The sequence below is a fragment of the Providencia manganoxydans genome (assembly GCF_016618195.1).
Lineage (GTDB): Bacteria > Pseudomonadota > Gammaproteobacteria > Enterobacterales > Enterobacteriaceae > Providencia > Providencia manganoxydans.
Map to the genome: position 1 here is coordinate 3,608,526 of NZ_CP067099.1, position 17,686 is coordinate 3,626,211.

17 protein-coding genes and 1 other RNA gene are annotated in these 17,686 nt (G+C 42.0%); 13 read left to right on the forward strand and 5 right to left on the reverse strand.

The window, feature by feature from the left end; translation table 11 throughout:
• Positions 1-187: 187 nt before the first annotated feature.
• The 9 genes from JI723_RS16390 to dagF all read left to right on the forward strand — a co-directional run bounded on the left by JI723_RS16390 (position 188) and on the right by dagF (position 8,151).
• The gene (locus tag JI723_RS16390; protein WP_272580704.1) at positions 188-2,125 is read left to right on the forward strand and encodes a BglG family transcription antiterminator; all 1,938 of its coding nucleotides are present in this window, start codon (positions 188-190) and stop codon (positions 2,123-2,125) included.
• A 531-nt stretch (positions 2,126-2,656) separates the two neighbouring features.
• Positions 2,657-2,995: a transcriptional antiterminator gene (locus JI723_RS16395; protein WP_070928916.1), complete on the forward strand. Its 339-nt coding sequence runs from the start codon at positions 2,657-2,659 to the stop codon at positions 2,993-2,995.
• A gap of 18 nt (positions 2,996-3,013) precedes the next feature.
• On the forward strand, positions 3,014-3,379 hold the full coding sequence (locus JI723_RS16400) for an SFCGS family glycine-rich protein (protein ID WP_070928917.1): 366 nt from the start codon (positions 3,014-3,016) through the stop codon (positions 3,377-3,379).
• Positions 3,380-3,676 carry a DUF4312 family protein gene (locus JI723_RS16405; protein ID WP_008912675.1) on the forward strand — a complete coding sequence of 99 codons (297 nt, stop codon included), beginning with the start codon at positions 3,380-3,382 and terminating at the stop codon, positions 3,674-3,676.
• 27 nt (positions 3,677-3,703) lie between these two features.
• The gene (locus JI723_RS16410) at positions 3,704-4,495 is read left to right on the forward strand and encodes a DUF4311 domain-containing protein (RefSeq protein ID WP_014657591.1); all 792 of its coding nucleotides are present in this window, start codon (positions 3,704-3,706) and stop codon (positions 4,493-4,495) included.
• Between the two features lie 2 nt (positions 4,496-4,497).
• The gene (locus tag JI723_RS16415; RefSeq protein ID WP_337979563.1) at positions 4,498-5,148 is read left to right on the forward strand and encodes a DUF4310 family protein; all 651 of its coding nucleotides are present in this window, start codon (positions 4,498-4,500) and stop codon (positions 5,146-5,148) included.
• A gap of 25 nt (positions 5,149-5,173) precedes the next feature.
• The gene (locus JI723_RS16420; protein WP_070928919.1) at positions 5,174-6,313 is read left to right on the forward strand and encodes an amidohydrolase/deacetylase family metallohydrolase; all 1,140 of its coding nucleotides are present in this window, start codon (positions 5,174-5,176) and stop codon (positions 6,311-6,313) included.
• Complete coding sequence (locus tag JI723_RS16425) at positions 6,297-7,409, forward strand: DgaE family pyridoxal phosphate-dependent ammonia lyase (protein ID WP_272580705.1); 1,113 nt, start codon at positions 6,297-6,299, stop codon at positions 7,407-7,409. Before JI723_RS16420 ends, JI723_RS16425 begins: the two co-directional genes overlap by 17 nt.
• Before the next feature lies 1 nt (position 7,410).
• Entirely contained in the window at positions 7,411-8,151 is a 741-nt protein-coding gene (gene dagF, locus JI723_RS16430) for a 2-dehydro-3-deoxy-phosphogluconate aldolase (protein ID WP_070928921.1), read from the forward strand.
• 188 nt (positions 8,152-8,339) lie between these two features.
• Here dagF and rnpB read toward each other — a convergent pair.
• Both rnpB and rsmI read right to left on the reverse strand, forming a co-directional pair.
• Positions 8,340-8,715: RNase P RNA component class A (gene rnpB / locus JI723_RS16435), an RNA gene on the reverse strand.
• Positions 8,716-8,764: 49 nt separating this feature from the next.
• Positions 8,765-9,640, reverse strand: coding sequence for a 16S rRNA (cytidine(1402)-2'-O)-methyltransferase (gene rsmI, locus JI723_RS16440; RefSeq protein ID WP_272580706.1), 876 nt, complete (start codon positions 9,638-9,640; stop codon positions 8,765-8,767).
• Positions 9,641-9,700: 60 nt separating this feature from the next.
• On the opposite strand from rsmI, the gene JI723_RS16445 reads away from it, so the two are divergent.
• The 4 genes from JI723_RS16445 to dolP are packed head-to-tail and all read left to right on the forward strand — an operon-like array spanning position 9,701 to position 13,077.
• Positions 9,701-11,449, forward strand: a complete 1,749-nt coding sequence (locus JI723_RS16445; RefSeq protein WP_337979564.1) for a penicillin-binding protein activator — start codon at positions 9,701-9,703, stop codon at positions 11,447-11,449.
• A gap of 48 nt (positions 11,450-11,497) precedes the next feature.
• Complete coding sequence (locus JI723_RS16450) at positions 11,498-11,881, forward strand: YraN family protein (RefSeq protein ID WP_272580708.1); 384 nt, start codon at positions 11,498-11,500, stop codon at positions 11,879-11,881.
• A 20-nt stretch (positions 11,882-11,901) separates the two neighbouring features.
• Complete coding sequence (gene diaA / locus JI723_RS16455; protein ID WP_070928925.1) at positions 11,902-12,492, forward strand: DnaA initiator-associating protein DiaA; 591 nt, start codon at positions 11,902-11,904, stop codon at positions 12,490-12,492.
• Positions 12,493-12,501: 9 nt separating this feature from the next.
• Positions 12,502-13,077 (forward strand): division/outer membrane stress-associated lipid-binding lipoprotein, encoded by a 576-nt coding sequence (gene dolP / locus JI723_RS16460; protein WP_070928926.1) that lies wholly within the window; start codon positions 12,502-12,504, stop codon positions 13,075-13,077.
• Between the two features lie 60 nt (positions 13,078-13,137).
• Here the strand turns inward: dolP and mtgA are convergent, their stop codons facing one another.
• The 3 genes from mtgA to arcB all read right to left on the reverse strand — a co-directional run bounded on the left by mtgA (position 13,138) and on the right by arcB (position 17,101).
• Entirely contained in the window at positions 13,138-13,863 is a 726-nt protein-coding gene (mtgA, locus tag JI723_RS16465) for a monofunctional biosynthetic peptidoglycan transglycosylase (protein WP_070928927.1), read from the reverse strand.
• Between the two features lie 8 nt (positions 13,864-13,871).
• On the reverse strand, positions 13,872-14,522 hold the full coding sequence (gene elbB / locus JI723_RS16470; protein WP_272580709.1) for an isoprenoid biosynthesis glyoxalase ElbB: 651 nt from the start codon (positions 14,520-14,522) through the stop codon (positions 13,872-13,874).
• Between the two features lie 233 nt (positions 14,523-14,755).
• Positions 14,756-17,101: an aerobic respiration two-component sensor histidine kinase ArcB gene (gene arcB / locus JI723_RS16475; protein ID WP_140180919.1), complete on the reverse strand. Its 2,346-nt coding sequence runs from the start codon at positions 17,099-17,101 to the stop codon at positions 14,756-14,758.
• Positions 17,102-17,686: the final 585 nt, after the last annotated feature.

Below are 17,686 nucleotides of genomic sequence, written 5' to 3' on the forward strand. Positions count from 1 at the left end.
ATCTACTCTAAATAATTTGAGGTGCAGCTAAGCGACAAGCGAACGCGTCGCTAAGAGCATACACGAGTATGTGACTGGTGAGAATGAGCGACGTCGCCATACCTCAATGAGATGCACTATAACTTGAACTATGACGAGTATAATATTTTGGTTAATCAGCTATTGTTAAGCTTTAAAAGGTGTTTTCGTGGCTTTATTCATTCAACAACGACTTAATCAAATTTTTGCCTGTATCCTTGATGAGGTTGTTCCTCAAGATGAACTAGCAAAGCGTTTTTCCGTTTCAACACGGACAATTCGTTCTGATATCAATGAAATTAATGAGTTGATACAAAATTATAGCGCCCATATTATCTATGAGCGTGGTCGCGGTTATTGTTTAAAAGTCGATGATGAAGCGCTTTTCGCCAAACTAACACAACAAAATGAAGCTGAAAATGGCATCCCCCGCACCAGCAAAGAGCGCGTCGATGCATTACTATTAAAATTATTGATGCTTTCCTTACCCGTTAAATTGGATGATATTGCTGAAGAGTGGTTTATCAGCCGTGGAACCCTACAGCAAGATATGAGTATCGTCAGGGAACATCTACAAAAATACCAAATACTATTAGAAAGCATTCCACATCAAGGGATCCGCCTTAACGGTAGCGAATGGGCAATCCGAGCCTGCATGACTGAAACGTTATGGCGTCGCTTTTCACAACAGCTAAATCATGACTTAGCCACTTTCCAGCCTGAATGCTTAGATAACCTTGATTTAACCTATATCGATAAAGTGCTACATAACAGCATGAATCGCTTTGATATTCGTCTCAGTAATGAAGGCCATCTCTACTTAGTATTTAACTGTGCAGTGACTATTTTACGTATTACACGTGGTCATGAGCTGACCTCCATTATCAAGAATCATGATAGTGAAGAAACCTTACGTAAAGCCTGTGATGAGGTATCTAAAGGATTGATTTATTTCCTTGGTAGCGATCTCTCCAGTCCAGAGCTCAGCTACCTTCATGATCAAATCATTGCCCAGCGGATCAGCAATCAAGATGTTGCTCAGCAAAAAAGTGGTAGCCACAGTGAGTTAGTTGAATACATTCTTAATTATATTAATGAATTATATAACTATGACTTACGTAATGATGAAAAACTCAAGCGTGATCTTAACACGCATATTGCGGCACTGATCACTCGACTTCAATATCATATCATCACACCTAACCCGCTCCTGAGTGATATAAAACAATATTACCCCTTCGCCTATGATGTCACCTTAAGTGCACTAACCAGTGCGAGCAAACAATTACTTCCTTACCCCATTAATGAAGATGAACTGGGTTACCTTGCCGTGCATATTGGTGTTAGCTTAGAAAGAAACTATGGCGCAGGCTCTATTCGGCAAACTGAAGTGCTTGTGGTGACTGATGCGGGGAACTCAACTTTTCGGGTGGTGGAGTCAAAAATCATGCGTGAATTCCCACAACTGAAGTTTAGCCGAGGTCTGACACTGCAAGAGTATGAATCCCTAGATCAAGTAGAAGAAGATTTTGTGATCACCACCGTGCGTATCTCTGAAAAAAATAAACCGGTGATTAAAATTGCGCCCTTTCCGACTCCTTATCAATTAGAACAAGTCGGTCGACTGGCCATGATGGATCAAACTCGCCCATATATTATTGAGCGTTTCTTTGATGAACGTTACTTTATGGTGATTAACGATAAGATCAGTCAAGAAACGTTATTCCAAACCGTTTGCCAAAAGCTACAACAAGATGGCTATGTCACTGCTGATTTTTACCCTTCGCTACAAGAGCGAGAGTCTATTGTCTCTACTCTACTTGGTGAAGGCATCGCCCTACCACATTCACTGGGATTGCTGGCTAACAAAACAGTGGTCGTAACAATTGTGGCGCCTAAAGGTATCGAGTGGAATAAAGACACCAAAGAAAATGCGTATGTCATTTTCTTACTGGCGATCAGTAAAGCTGATTATGAAGAAGCAATGGCTATCTACGATCTATTTGTCACCTTTGTGAAAGAGAAAACCACTCGCCGATTAGTAACAGTTAAAAACTTCAACGAATTCCAAGTGATAGCCAAAGACAGCTTAGCGCGTATCCTTTAATCTCTTTTCCTATCGCGGTGTATTGCCTATTTTTAACGCAATACACCTATTCTGTTTTTACTTCCACTTACTATCGGAAAAATAGCAATTGCATTATTTTGCGTGATCATAACCGCAATTCTATCATTTTGTTTTTTAGTAAAACCGGTCGTTTTTAGTCAATATTCTCCCAAGTGGAAATAAACACGCTCTCTCATGCGCTATTTCCACTTTTTCGTTTCCACTTAGTGCAAAATTGCAGTTTGTGACTTCCAGCACAATCAGAAAATAGCTAACCAACTGAATTTAAATCTAATTATCAACAACCCAATTTAAGATAACTGATTTTAAATCATCAAAAATAGATGTTATTTCCATTTATTTTCCATTTAGCTCAATCAATAACCACAAATCACATTTAGCCACTTCCAATTTATTTCCACTTTTAAGTGGAAATTCCATGCCTGCACAAGCCACATAGAACCGATTAAGGTATTCATCATGAAGGAACAAGCAGTTTAATTGCATTATTACCTTGGATTTTAAACAGTTATGAGTGAATCAGTTGTCGTTTTCAAGATGTCAGAACATAACCTCGACATCGATGAAGTAACACAGGAGCTGTTAGCCGTCATTAGTGGTTGGCTTAAACAGGAAAATTGCTACACCACCGATGTACAACAACAGATGTTGGAGTCTCATCTAAGAGCCATGGTAGCAAGAGCAAAAACAGGCGAAGCATTACCTGAAGTGGATATCAGTCTGTTCGATGAAATCTCACAACACTCTATTGCGCTGTCGCAACGTGTTGTCGATACCCTGCCGGGATTGGCACCAGAGGAGACATTTTTACTTTCAGTTCACTTTGAAGTAATCCGTTCGAATGATTAATTTTTGGGGAAAATCACTATGAAACAAGTTGTTGTTGCTATCGGAGATCGTTTAGGTAAAGGCCAAAAAGTCGCTGCTGGTGTTGAAGCAGCTGGCGGTAAAGCCGTTGTTGTGCCAGGTGTCGCTGCTGATATGAAATTAGGCGACGTGATGAATGCAGAACAAGCTAACTTGGGGATCTCTTTCTGCGGTAGTGGCGGTGCAGGCGCAATCACTGCTCAAACTAAATATGGTTACAAAGCACGTTACGGTATGCGTTCAATCGAAGAAGGCGAAACCGCGATTGCAGAAGGTTGCATCGTGTTAGGTTTCGGTTTTATGGATAAAGAAGAACTCGGCGAGCGCTTGGTTAAAGCCTATATCAAAAAATACGGCGACGCATAAATGAAGAAATCTATCGAAACGGTTGTGCGAGTCTCGGGTCAAGGCGACAGTAAGCAAAAAGCGATTGCTGATGCCCTGAACTCCATTCAACGCACCGTACTGAAAGAAAGCAATGACATTATCCTGCGAATTGAGCCCAAGGATGTTGCCGTTGTGAGTGCACACTCACAATCGCGGACAGAAAAATTTCTTTTCGTTTTTCTGCCCCGTAAACGTGAACATTTTCGTGTGGTGCTCGACGTTTCGCTAGATGTCACCCTACTTTCTGTCAACGAAATACCATTTACAGAACAATAAAAACAATACAGGTCTGGAGGCATTTCCATGAGTGAAACTGCATCTTTCTTAGAAATATTGGGTATGTCCCTCATCATTGGCGGCCTATGCGGCTTTGGCCTTGGTGCGGGTGCAGCTCGAATGTTCCACGCTCCTACTGTTCAAGGGATGGGGGCATTCCGTACACTTGGCGAACTTAATGCTTGTGAAGGCGACCCTGCTTCTCACTTTTCATTTGGTTTAGGCTTTTTCTTCAACGCATGGGCATCATCCGTTGCTGCTGGGGCATTCACGCAAGACGTAGATCACCGCATTATCCCTAACTGGGGTGCGGCTGCCCTATTATCTAAAAACCGCAACGTCGCAGAAACTCTGCACAATCCTAAAAAAATGGCCATTGCCTGTACCGTGATTGGTGCTTTGGTGGTTGCCTTCTTAAACACCACTGCATCAGCGGTTCCTGCCGCGCTACAAACTACGGCGATCAACGTGTTAGTACCGGCGGCAAACCTGCTGGTTAATACCGTGATGCCAGTTATTTTCTGGTTGGCTGCGATGGATGCAGGTCGTCGTTCTGGCTTTTGGGCAACCCTGTTTGGTGGATGTGCACAGTTGATCATGGGCAACGCCATCCCTGGTCTGGTTCTCGGTATTCTTATCGGTAAAGGCGTTGATGACAACGGCTGGAACCGTGTTACTCGCACAATGATGATCACTGTCGTGCTACTGTTTGTTCTGAGTGGCTTCTTCCGTGAATTCGACCTGAAAATGATCACCTCTTTCCATCTGGATAAACCTCTATGGCTTGAATACATCCATGGACTGCTGAGCGGGAAATAATCATGACAACTGAAATCAACAAACAAGACTTTTGGTACGCGGAATGGTCTTTCCCAATCTTTGTTGGGTTGCTATCAGCAGGGATCTTTGCCGGTACTCATATGTATGTCGTTTACGGGTTTGGGGCATTTAACGAAGTTGCCTTCGTGGCCATGTTAAAAGCAGGTTTAGATACAGGTGTTTACGGTGCAGTTGCTGCGTTTGGTGCTAGCTTCCTATTTGCTCGTATTATCGAAGGGTCATTAGTCGGTATCTTGGATATCGGTGGTGCCCTGCAAACCGGTATCGGCCTTGGTGTACCTGCGCTGTTCCTTGCAGCAGGTTGGGACATTTTAGTCACTAACTTTTGGATCTCACTGATAATAGGATTAATTCTTGGACTCATTATCGGTTTGATCATTGTATTCGCTCGTAAATTTACTATCGCGCAAGCCAACTCAACATTTGGTGCAGACATCATGATGGGTGCGGGTAATACATCAGGCCGTTTCTTAGGTCCATTGATTATCCTAGCCGCAATGGCCGCATCAATTCCTATTGGTATCGGTTCTTTGATTGGTGCACTGATCTTCTATGTATGGCAAAAACCGGTCGCTGGTGGCGCAATTTTAGGTGCGATGCTGTTTGGATATTTCTTCCCTCTCGCAGCCTAATGACAAGATAACAAAGAAGGTAATTATGTATTCTTTAATCATCAAACAGGGTAAGCGTATCGATGGCACACTCATTGATATTCTTATCAAAGATGGAAAAATCGAAGCAGCAGGCCCTGAGTTGGCCTGCAACCAACAAGCTGAAAAATGGATTGACCTAAAAGGGGAAACCTACGTCAGTGCGGGATGGATTGATTCACATGCTCACTGTTTTACCGAGTCACCTATCTACTTCGATGACCCAGACTTAGCAGGTGCTGCGGGTGGTGTCACCTCACTGGTTGATGCAGGTAGTGTCGGTGCTGACGATATCGACAAGTTTTATCAGCTCACACAAAAATCTCAAACCAATGTGTTTTCATTATTAAACATCTCACGTATTGGCATTATTGCCCAAAACGAACTGTCTGATATGAACAATATCAATGAAACCTGCTTTCAACAGGCGATTGAACGCCATCAAGGATTCATTGTTGGCATGAAAGCACGGATGAGTAAAAGTGTTGTCGGTGACAATGGAATTGAGCCGCTGATCAAAGCCAAACAGATGCAGAAAAAGCACCGACTACCATTAATGGTACATATTGGTAATAACCCACCGAATATTGACGAAATTGCCGATTTACTGACGCGTGGCGATATTATTACCCACTGTTTCAATGGGAAACCCAATCGTATTTTGGACGAGCAAGGAAACTTAAAACCGTCTATTGCTCGTGCCTTAGCGCGCGGTGTGATCCTTGATGTAGGACACGGTGGTGAAAGTTTTAGTTTCAAAGTGGCAGAACAAGCCATGCGCATTGGCACCTACCCTGACATCATTAGTTCTGATATCTACCATCGCAACCGTGTTAACGGTCCTGTTTACAGCCTTGCCTTTGTCATGACTAAGTTTCTGTGCATGGGCTTTAGTGCTGAAAAAATCTTGCGCTGTGTAACAGAAAAAGCGGCTGACTTGTTAGCTTTACCGGCAAAAGGTTATTTAAAACCGGGCTTTGATGCTGACATCACACTGTTTGATCTCAAAGAAGAACGCACTGAGCTGACCGATGCAGAAGGTGAACATCGTGTAGGGACACAACGTTTTGTACCTATCGCAGCAATTATTGGTGGCAAACATATTATTCATGCAGAAGGCGAATCTGAACATGCAATCGATTTATGAAAAGTATCAGCTAAAACACGTGATTAACGCCTCTGGCCGCATGACCATTCTTGGCGTATCAACCCCAACCCCCGAAGTGGTTGAACGTGTCACTTATGGCCTTAATCACTATTTTGAAATTAAAGATTTAGTGAATAAAACAGGCGATTACATCGCAAAATTACTGGATGTTGACAGTGCCGTTGTCGTCTCTTGCGCCTCCGCCGGTATTGCACAAGCTGTTGCTGCGGTGATTGTGCGTGATGACGATGACTTGCTGTTAAATTTACACTCATCATCTAAAGTGGTCCCACGCGAAATTGTGCTACCAAAAGGTCACAACGTTAACTTCGGAGCCCCCGTCGATACCATGGTGACACTTGGCGGCGGTAAGGTGATTGAGGCAGGTTTTGCTAATGAATGTTCCTCAGCTCAACTTTCAGCGAAGATCACCCCACAAACCGCAGCTATTTTGTATATCAAGTCTCACCATACGGTACAGAAAAGTATGCTAAGCGTGAATGAAGCTGCCGCTGTTGCACGCCAACACAATGTCCCATTGATTGTTGACGCTGCCGCAGAAGAAGATCTGACTAGCTACTATCAATCAGGTGCTGATTTAGTGATTTACAGTGGTGCCAAAGCGATTGAAGGACCTACCAGCGGCCTCGTTGTGGGTAAAAAAACCTATGTTGAATGGGTAAAACGCCAAAGCCAAGGCATTGGCCGAGCCATGAAAGTCGGGAAAGAAGGCATTTTAGGATTAACACTGGCGATTGAACAATACTTAACGGCAACCAAAGAAACAGGGGCTGAAATGGTGGAACGCATGAGTGGTTTTATTGAAGAACTCAATGCGATCCCTGCAATTTCAGCGCGTATTGTATGGGATGCCGCTGGCCGTGATATTGCCCGTGCTGAAATTAGCTTCGATGAAAAAATGATTGGTAAAACCACCTACCAAATCATGCATGAATTAAAACAAGGGGATACCGCGATCTACTTCCGTGAATACAAAGCCAATGAAGGCAAAGTGGAAGCCGATATTCGCAGTGTTAGCAATCAACAACTTGACGTTATTGCAGAGCGTATCCGTTTGTTAGTAAAAGGAATGTAAGATGAAATTGTCACCAAACTTTTATCAAAACCGTGTTTGCCTAAACGTACTTGCTGGCAGCCATCAAAATGCCAAAGATATCTATCAAGCGGCTGAAACTTATGTTGTTGTTGGGGTTTTATCAAAAAACTACCCTGATTTAGACAGTGCCATTGCGGACATGCGTATCTATGCACAAGAGACAGACAATGCCTTGTCTGTTGGCTTAGGGGCTGGTGATCCAAACCAATCAACTATGGTTTCATTAATTTCTAAAGAAATCCAACCGCAGCATGTTAACCAAGTATTTACTGGCGCACCGATTAGCCGTGCGTTACTTGGACAAGATGAAACGTTCGTCAATGCTTTAGTCTCCCCAAGTGGCACTGTTGGTATGGTGAAAATCTCAACGGGCCCACTGAGTTCTCAATCCCCAGAGGGTATTGTACCTGTTGAAACTGCCATTATGATGTTAAAAGATATGGGCGCAAGTTCAATCAAGTTCTTCAATATGAAAGGATTAACTTACATTGAAGAATATAAAGCCGTTGCACAAGCCTGTGCTAAATATGATTTTTCTTTAGAGCCAACAGGCGGCATTGATTTAGAGAATTTCCCACAAATCTTGCAAATTGCCCTCGATGCTGGCGTGAAAAAGATCATTCCACACATTTACAGTTCAATCATTGATAAAGAAAGCGGCGACACCCGCCCAGACGATGTGCGTAAGTTACTAGAAATGGTTAAACAAGCCGTTAAGTAACCTTAAAAAGCCGTAAGAAGTAAGAAATTATTCTTTTTTAACCCATAAAAAATAACTGAGAATTTTTTCTAAATAATTCGAGTTGTGGCAAGGCGGCAAAACGAAGACATCCCTAGGAGCATACAAAAGTATGTGACTAGGGTGGCTGAGTGAAGCCAACACAGCCACAGCTTGAAGTATGACGAAAAAATTGGAGTTGGCCGATAAGCCGGGTTCTGTCGTGGACAACCATTCATCTAGGCCAGCACTTGCGCACTGGCTCCAGCAACCTACCCGGGTTCAATGCGGGCCGCACCATATGAACCCCTATTTGGTCTTGCTCCGGGTGGAGTTTACCGTGCCACGAACTGTTACCAGCCGCGCGGTGCGCTCTTACCGCACCCTTTCACCCTTACCTGATCCTGTAAACAGGCCATCGGCGGTTTGCTCTCTGTTGCACTAGTCGTAGGCTTGCGCCTCCCAGACGTTATCTGGCACCCTGCCCTGTGGAGCCCGGACTTTCCTCCCCTCTATCCGTCTCCCCCGAAGGGACTACGATAAAGCAGCGGTTGTCTGGCCAACTCCGAAGCGGATTATAGGCACTTTAGCGACCTATGTATAGGGGTTTATCTTGCTATTCCCCTGCGTTTGCTTGATCAAGCATCAATTTATAAAGGCGATTCTTCTTCAAACCATAAATTTCAGCCGTGATTGCTGCCGCTTTTTTAGGAGGCAACTCTTGCTGCAATAAATTTAATGTGCGGATCACATCAGGTGAAATGTCGTCTTCTTCTATATTCGCTTTATAGCCTTCAACAATCAGAACCATTTCCCCGCGATGGCGGTTTTCATCTTCTTTAACCCATGCTAGCAACTCACCAACAGGCTTGCCCTCTATCGATTCCCACGTTTTGGTAATTTCTCGAGCCAATACAACGTGACGTTCAGCTCCCCACACTTCAACCATGTCTGCTAAACTATCGAGTAAACGATGCGTTGATTCATAAAAAATTAATGTACGCGTTTCATGTTCAAGCGACTTAAGAACATCTTTACGGCCTTTACTTTTTGCGGGCAAAAAACCTTCATAGCAGAAGCGATCAGAAGGTAAACCTGCTGCACTAAGCGCCGTAATTGCAGCACAAGCGCCGGGTAACGGGACAACACGAATACCCGCTTCACGGCAACGAGTGACCAAATGATAGCCGGGATCATTAATTAAAGGTGTACCTGCATCGGAAACTAATGCGATACTATCGCCCTGTTGAAGTCTGTTAATTAATTGATCTGCCTTCTGCTGTTCATTATGATCATGCAAGGCGAACATACGTGCATTGATGGCAAAGTTTTGTAATAACATGCCTGAATGCCGCGTATCTTCGGCAGCGACAAGGTCAACATGTTTAAGAACATCCAGCGCACGTTGCGTGATATCGCCCATATTACCGATAGGGGTAGGCACAATATACAGCGTGGATGCCATAACCACTGCTTGATTAGGTTGATTCATTGTTTCATCCGAATAGCCGGTTTAAAATTAAGCAACTGAAAATACACCACTGGATACAGTATGCGTCCTTCAATTTTTTTGCATGTAAAAAAAGGGTTAGTCTGCACAGCAATGCTATCTACTTTAGTACTGTCAGGCTGCCAACTCACAGGGGATAATAAAGCACCAATCACCCCAACGACACCTGAACAAATTAGCTCTGAAGTGAGTCGTTATCAGTCTATCATTGATTCTGCACAGGGTAAGCCATCCATTGATGTCCTACGCGCTTATATTAGCCAAGAAACATTGCTAACCGAGCCAACAGCTCACCAAGCCAATATTGATGGCACATGGCAAATGTTAACACAAATGACCCCTGAGCAGGTTGATGGGATTGGTTCAGATGAAACAACATTAGCCGGTTGGGTCGATTTACTTGATATTTATCTTAATAATCGTGATGATGCTGCGGCGCTCAAAGCAGGTGTCGATGATTGGAAAGTTCGCTATGCGGGACACCCTGCGGCACAGACTCCCCCTAATCAGCTAATGCAATCTACACAGCCTCCTGTTGGGAAAACCCCTAGAATTGCCCTTTTTCTGCCAATGAGCGGTCAAGGTAAAGTATTTGGTGAAGCCATCATGCAAGGTTTCATGGATGCCCAAAAAGGCTTACCTCAAGCTCCTGCAACCAGAGCTGCATCTACTTCTACTGCTGAACCCGCCAATAATAACGATGTATTAGATCAGATTTATGCGGAAGTCGCTGCCGTAACAGGTAATAGCAGCACAACCAATGATAATGAGATCGTTGATTCTTCATTAAGCATTGCAGCAACACCAACTAATAATGAAAGCGTCAAAGTCTTTGATACTAATGGTAAACAGCTTGCTCAGTTGCTACAACAAGCACAGACTGAAGGCTTTAATTTAGTGGTAGGTCCATTGCTAAAACCTGAAGTTCAAGCCATTACGCAATCAGGCTCACCACTGAGTGTATTAGCATTAAATGAATTAGATGCTGATAAACTGCAACCTCGTCCAAACTTATGTTATTTTTCGTTATCCCCTGAAGACGAAGCCAAAAATGCAGCAAGTCATATGATGGCTGATGGCAAAAGGGTCCCACTAATTTTAGTGCCATCCAATGACTTTGGTCAGCGTATAGCGAAAGCTTTTACCCAAGAGTGGCAATCTAAAGGTGGCTCAACAGTATTGATGCAATCTTTTGGCTCTACCGCTTCATTAAAAGAATCCATAAACCGTGGAGCAGGTATTCGCATGACAGGTACGCCTGTTATCGTTAATAGCCAACCAAAAGCACAATCGATTGATGGTCAAGATTACCCTGCCATTTCTCAACCTGAACCTCAAATTGCTTCATCAGGTTCTATCGATGCAGTGTATATCGTCGCAACACGTGATGAGCTCACTTTGATCAAACCTATGATCGAAATGGCGATTAGTAGCCGTCAACGCCCTGATATTTATGCAAGCTCTCGTAGCAATCAAGCTGGAAATGGTGCTGATTATCGTTTTGAAATGGATGGCGTCAAATTCAGTGATATCCCTCTGCTAGCGGGAGCAAATAATAATTTGCGTAAACAAGCACAGCAGAAATTAGGGAATGATTATTCGTTGTTACGTCTCTATTCTTTGGGAATAGATGCTTGGTCACTCGCAAATAACTACGATCAACTGCAACATAACACTCAATTCCGCCTTCAAGGCGCTTCTGGTGCCTTAACCGTCGATAATAATTGTGTTGTGTATCGTGATCTTCCTTGGTTGCAATTCAGTCAAGGTCAAATCAAATTGGCAAAATAAGCTTGCCTAGCAATTAGGATGATTGCTAACTTTTCAGACAAGGACGTCATGAAACCACTTAAAAAAACATTACAATGGTTAACTGGTCGATACTATGAAAATCAAGTATTGGCCTTCCTGCAACAACAGGGGTTAACATTTGTTGAACGAAACACCAGAAATCGGCATGGTGAAATTGACCTTATTATGCGAGATAAGTCTGGTTGGGTATTTGTAGAAGTCCGTTTTCGTCAAAACAAGCAATATGGAGGCGCAGTAATGTCAGTTGATGCGCACAAACGCAAAAAACTGCTCGCAACTGCGAAATATTGGCTTGCTGAAAGACAAGAAAGCTTCGAAACTACCGCATGTCGTTTTGATATCTGTGCGATTACTGATAGTCAGTTTGAATGGATACAGAATGCCTTTAACGATAGTGAACATGTTGGTTAATTTCACAGGAAAATAAGCAAGTGCTGGATAGAATTAAAGTCTGTTTTACTGAAAGTATTCAAACTCAGATAGCGGCGGCAGAAGCACTGCCAGATGCTATATCACGTGCAGCAATGATGATGGTTCAATCACTGCTTAACGGTAACAAAATTTTGTGCTGCGGCAATGGAGCATCAGCGGCAACAGCACAACGCTTTGCGACGAGTATGATCCATCGGTTTGAAACTGAGCGCCCAAGCCTTCCTGCGCTTGCATTAAACACAGACAATGCCGTTTTAACCGCGATTTCTGGTAGCAAACAGCCAACAGAAATATACGCTAAACAGGTTAGAGCTCTCGGTCAGCATGGTGATGTTTTAATGGCGATCTCAACTCATGGTAATAGCAGTGACATTATCAAAGCCGTTGAAGCAGCAGTAACGCGTGATATGACAATTGTTGCACTGACAGGTTACGATGGCGGTGAACTTGCAGGTCTATTAGGACCTCAAGATGTTGAAATTCGCATCCCATCGCAACGCAGTGTCAGGATCCAAGAGGTCCACCTTCTTACAGTGAATTGTTTGTGTGATCTTATAGATAATACACTTTTCCCCCATCAGGATGATTAAGGAGCAAAAATGCGATTACTCCCAATAGTAGCCATACTCATGAGTATGACAATGCTACAAGGCTGTATCGGTGCTGCCGTAGTGGGTTCAGCTGCCGTTGCCACCAAAAGCGCCACAGATCCACGTACCGTTGGTCAACAGGTTGATGATGGCACACTAGAAGCTCGTGTTAGCGGTCAATTGAATAAAGATAAAGAGATTACAGGTAAAGCACGGATTATTGCGACTGCCTATAAAGGCAATGTTCTACTGACGGGGCAAAGCCCTGATCTATCATGGGCTGAGCGCGCTAAACAAATCGCAGCCAATGTTGAGGGAACCAGTGCCGTCTACAACGAAGTGCGTCAAGGTGAGCCCGTTGATTTAGGCACAGCATCAAAAGATACATGGATAACCACTAAGGTTAAATCTAAAATCCTGACCAGTGACGCTGTGAAATCATCGAGTGTCAAAGTCATTACTGAAAATGGTGAAGTTTTCCTGTTAGGTGTTCTAACCAAACAGGAAGGTGATGCAGCGGCAAAAATTGCCAGTGAAACAGATGGTGTTCGTCGAGTAACGACTGCATTCACTTATCTTAATTAATCATAAACAATAATATATTGTTATAAAATAAAAAGTCATGAGTAAAAATTCATGACTTTTTTATTGTATCGAACCCACGCCATTATTTTTCAGATAATTCCTACCACCAAGAAGGTACATTTGATTCAAGATCCACGCTTGCCTCTTTAATACATAAGAAGACGGTGATTTAACTTTAAACTTATGAGGATTTGGTAAAACAGCAGCTAATAAGGCAGCTTCTTCCATAGTTAGTTGATTTGCTGACTTTTTAAAAAATTGTTTTGATGCCTCTTCTACACCAAAAACACCGTCACCAAACTCCACAATATTCAAATAAACTGTCAATATCCGTGTTTTAGACCACAAAAGCTCCATAATAGGAGTCATGGCAGTTTCTAATCCTTTTCTTATCCAGCTTCGTCCATCCCATAACCATAAGTTTTTCACCGTCTGTTGAGAGATAGTAGACGCCCCTCTTATTGTGGTTTTTTTACTCATATTATGCTTATAAGCTTTCTCTATTGCTTCAAGATCAAAACCCCAATGATGAGGGAAATTTTGATCTTCTGCTGCGATTACAGCCAAATATAAGTAAGGAGAAATGTGATTTTCATCAACCCACTCGGAACGAGAGACATAAGAAAAATTTAATGTTTTCCATGCGGACAACTGCCTTTCTACCATGACAGCCGAAAATGGCACTGGCAAGAATTTAAACGCAATAACGGTTAAAAACCAAAAAGCGATTAATGAAAGCAAAATTCGCTTTAACCAGTGCCATAATCGAGAAATAGGTTTCATCATAGAGTGAATTACGCCATTTCTAATACTTTCTCAACGAGTTTATTAATCCCTATTTCAGCCTCTGAGATTGATTGCGCCAGCATATAAGCAGGTGTTGTTACGACTTTGTTAGTATGATCTACTACAATATTATCCACGCTACAGGTAATATGCTTACCGCCCATTTTTTCAATCTGAGCAATCGTTTCCGGATCATTACCAATCGTTAATTCAACTGAAGTGTTTAGTAACTTAGGTAACATCACCGGAGCAATACACATCAGACCTAGTGGCTTTTTTTGCTGATGCATTTGCCGCACTAAACTTAATAGTTCTTTATTAATTTCACACTCACTTCCACGTGTAGCGAAATCACATAAATTCTTTGCTGCACCAAAACCACCAGGAATTATAAGGGCATCTAGCTTATCAGCCTCTGCGGAAGACAAAGGCGCTATTTTTCCACGTGAAATACGAGCAGCCTCTTCCATTTGATTACGATTATCTGTTTTTGCCTCACCGGTAACATGATTAATAACAGTAGCTTGACTTTCGTTAGGTGCAAAAAAATGGACTTCAGCATTATTTTTACTCAAAGAAAGCATAGTTAATACTGATTCATGGATCTCGCTTCCATCAAAAACACCACATCCACTTAAAATAACCGCAATTGATTTCATATCTTGCTCCATTTGTAGTAAATTATCTCTGTACCGCAAAAAGGGAATAAACATCAATCTTCATCACAGATTTTAATGAATCTTGTAACAAAATCGCTAATATTTGGTATCTTGGTGTTATTCTCTAAAGCAGTAAACAGATTCCAAAGATCTGCCCAGAAAGAAAACCATAGGTAGATCAACGTTTTCCCTGGTGTTGGCGCAGTATTCGCGCACCCCAACTTCGGTTGGGGTTATTTTTTTGTACGTCTATCAACGTAGTTTCTCAAAGTTTCTATATCTGACTTCCAATCCTGCTTCAACTCATCAACCCACTCTTGAACATTATCCCACCAAGCAGGCAATTCAGGAGATTGAATTTGTTGCGCAATTTTTTGTAAGTTTTTCAAACCAACTGAGCCAGCAGCACCTTTAATTTTATGCGCTTCTTCAACAATTCCTTTCTGATCTTTAGCCACCATGTTTGAGTCTAAAATTGCTAAATAACCTGGGATCATCTTCTCAAACACTTCAAGACCATCATAAATTAACTTAGGGCCGACTAACTCCATGTACTGCTCGAGCATCTCACAATCTAAAATAGTATCGTTTTTCTCCATAGAAACCTCTTGTAAGCTATCCTGAGAGGTTTCTTGCGCATGTTCACCCCAGAATTGCTCAATAACCTGTTTAAGCGCTGTAACCGATAGAGGCTTGCTTAAAACACCATCCATTCCTGCATCAAAGTACTCTTGTTTATCTTTCAGCACATTTGCGGTCAAAGCAATTAATGGCGGTAAATCATCTTTGCTATAACGTTGGTTCAACTCACGGGCAATATCCATACCAGTCATATCTGGCAGTTGAATATCCAGTAACACTAAATCATACTCACCCGGTGCAAATAATGATAACGCCTCTTTACCATTCATGGCGACATCCACAGTATTACCCAATTTTTCTAGCACAGAGCATGCCACAACCACATTCAGCTCAATGTCTTCAACTAACAAGATATGCAATGCAGGCAATGGATAATCATCATCATTTTCTTGTGAGTCGATGATTTCTTCTTCAACCACTGGCGCGACAATCGAAAGGGTAAACGTTGAACCTTCGCCAATCTCACTCTCGACTTGAATGTCTCCACCCATATTTTGTGCTAAGCGACGTGATACCGATAAACCGATTCCCGTTCCTGTTGCAGGTTTACCACCAGCACTATCAGTCACTTGATAATACATAGCAAAAATCTTATCCAGCTCATCTTTTGGGATACCAATACCACTGTCTTGAACACGGAAAAACAGTTTATTCTCTCCTTCCCGCCAAATACTTAATTTGACTTCACCTTGCTGAGTAAACTTGACGGCATTACCAATCAAATTCCATAAAATTTGTCGTAAACGTGTACCGTCTGTCAGCACTTTTTCAGGTAATCCAGCTGCCACATCCATAACAAATTTGAGCCCTTTCGGTTGTACCAAAAGGCCACTTAAGTTTTCGAGATCATTAACAAATTCAGGTAACGCAATAGGCTGATTATCCAATTGCACTTTACGACGTTCAATCTTATCCATTTCAATAACGTCATTAAAAATATTACCTAACGTGACTGCACTGACATGGATAGTTTTTAAATAATTCATTTGTTCAGTTGTCAGGTCAGTATCGAGCAAAATACGGCTTAACCCAACAATGCCATTAAGTGGCGTACGCAGCTCATGGCTGATGGTGGAAATAAAGGTGGTTTTATCCCTACTCGCGTTCTCTAACGCTTCTTGATAGCGCTTACGCTCTGTAATATCACGCCCAAAGCCCATAAGCCCATGTCGTTTACCTACACGATCATAAAAAGGCACTTTACGTAATTCAAAACAGGCTTTTCGCCCGTCAGGATAAACCAGCCACTGCTCATAAGTTAACGAAACATTGTGACGGAAGACTTTTTCGTCAGTCTCCATAACTTTGGAAGCAATTTCGACATCGTAAATATCCAATGGCGTTAAACCAACAAGGTGTTTTTCACTTTTACCAGTCAGTAGCTCCATCGCACGGTTACACCCCGAAAACTCATTATTTTCATTACGGTAATAAACCAGATCAGGAGATGCATCAAGAAATGAGCGCAACAGCACCGATTGCTGCTCCAACTCAACTTGGGTTTGCTCTCGATGCTTCATTTCCTGCTTCAGTTGTTCCAATAATTCGAGGTGAGCGCTCTCAGCTTTTTCACGTTCAATAATTTCTTGATTTAATTGCTCAATATTTCCTTGTAATTGGGTATTCAGTTCTGCATCACGTTTCCGCATCACCTCTAATTTATCCACCATGCGGGAGAGGCGTTGCCGAGACTCTTCAAGTTGCTCGACAACTACGGATAAAAAATAAACGGCTAATGGTGTAATAATTAAACCAAAGAAAATAGAGCCTACCAAATCAAGGCTATCAACTTGACCTCGCAATACAATTGTGACGGCCATTTGCATTATCATTGCCAGCACAACTAATGCAGATGCCAGCAAAAGAGAAAACCTGACTAAGCCAAGCTTCATCATGAGATCGACATAATACTGCGCAAGACCACGAAGCACTTTCATAACCACCCCTCAATATGTTCCTTGCTGAATCATATATCAATTAACGCAAACTCGAATAACTGTTGATAAAAAATGTCGATCTTGCGCATCAATCAAGGTGGACTTTTGCTATCCATACCCACTTTAACCATGTTCGATTCATATAACTGATATTAAGAACGTCTATATTCCAAAATAAAATAAGGCGTTACCTAACATGACTTAACCCATATAGACTATCATAACACGGTGATATCTTTTAACTTTCAATGGCATAAGTATTTTTCATATCCATCACCTGTATTATTAATTTTATAAAACAGCAAAAAACAAAATAAAAAACCAATTAAAATTAAAAACACAACATATAAACTTAATTAATAAGTAAAAATCAATAGAGATGCATTAAAAAACCTAAGTTATATAGTGATGTGTATCACAGTATTTCGGAAAACAAGACCTTTATCACAAAAGCATTTTTAGTGACTTTTTCTTTCATAATCAAACAAATGACATTATTTTATATCGCAAATAATGTTTATTACGCATGATTTGACCTAGAAAAAGAATCTCGCTAATTTAAAACCTTACCGTGTACTGCCCTCT

Excerpts from the sequence above, each read along its gene's own strand:
- rsmI (WP_272580706.1), bottom strand. The coding sequence starts at position 9,640 with ATGAATCAACCTAATCAAGCAGTGGTTATGGCATCCACGCTGTATATT.
- JI723_RS16420 (WP_070928919.1), top strand. The coding sequence starts at position 5,174 with ATGTATTCTTTAATCATCAAACAGGGTAAGCGTATCGATGGCACACTC.
- JI723_RS16425 (WP_272580705.1), top strand. The coding sequence starts at position 6,297 with ATGCAATCGATTTATGAAAAGTATCAGCTAAAACACGTGATTAACGCC.
- dagF (WP_070928921.1), top strand. The coding sequence starts at position 7,411 with ATGAAATTGTCACCAAACTTTTATCAAAACCGTGTTTGCCTAAACGTA.
- JI723_RS16445 (WP_337979564.1), top strand. The coding sequence starts at position 9,701 with ATGCGTCCTTCAATTTTTTTGCATGTAAAAAAAGGGTTAGTCTGCACA.
- JI723_RS16450 (WP_272580708.1), top strand. The coding sequence starts at position 11,498 with ATGAAACCACTTAAAAAAACATTACAATGGTTAACTGGTCGATACTAT.
- JI723_RS16400 (WP_070928917.1), top strand. The coding sequence starts at position 3,014 with ATGAAACAAGTTGTTGTTGCTATCGGAGATCGTTTAGGTAAAGGCCAA.
- dolP (WP_070928926.1), top strand. The coding sequence starts at position 12,502 with ATGCGATTACTCCCAATAGTAGCCATACTCATGAGTATGACAATGCTA.
- JI723_RS16410 (WP_014657591.1), top strand. The coding sequence starts at position 3,704 with ATGAGTGAAACTGCATCTTTCTTAGAAATATTGGGTATGTCCCTCATC.
- JI723_RS16415 (WP_337979563.1), top strand. The coding sequence starts at position 4,498 with ATGACAACTGAAATCAACAAACAAGACTTTTGGTACGCGGAATGGTCT.
- JI723_RS16405 (WP_008912675.1), top strand. The coding sequence starts at position 3,380 with ATGAAGAAATCTATCGAAACGGTTGTGCGAGTCTCGGGTCAAGGCGAC.
- mtgA (WP_070928927.1), bottom strand. The coding sequence starts at position 13,863 with ATGATGAAACCTATTTCTCGATTATGGCACTGGTTAAAGCGAATTTTG.
- JI723_RS16395 (WP_070928916.1), top strand. The coding sequence starts at position 2,657 with ATGAGTGAATCAGTTGTCGTTTTCAAGATGTCAGAACATAACCTCGAC.
- elbB (WP_272580709.1), bottom strand. The coding sequence starts at position 14,522 with ATGAAATCAATTGCGGTTATTTTAAGTGGATGTGGTGTTTTTGATGGA.
- arcB (WP_140180919.1), bottom strand. The coding sequence starts at position 17,101 with ATGAAAGTGCTTCGTGGTCTTGCGCAGTATTATGTCGATCTCATGATG.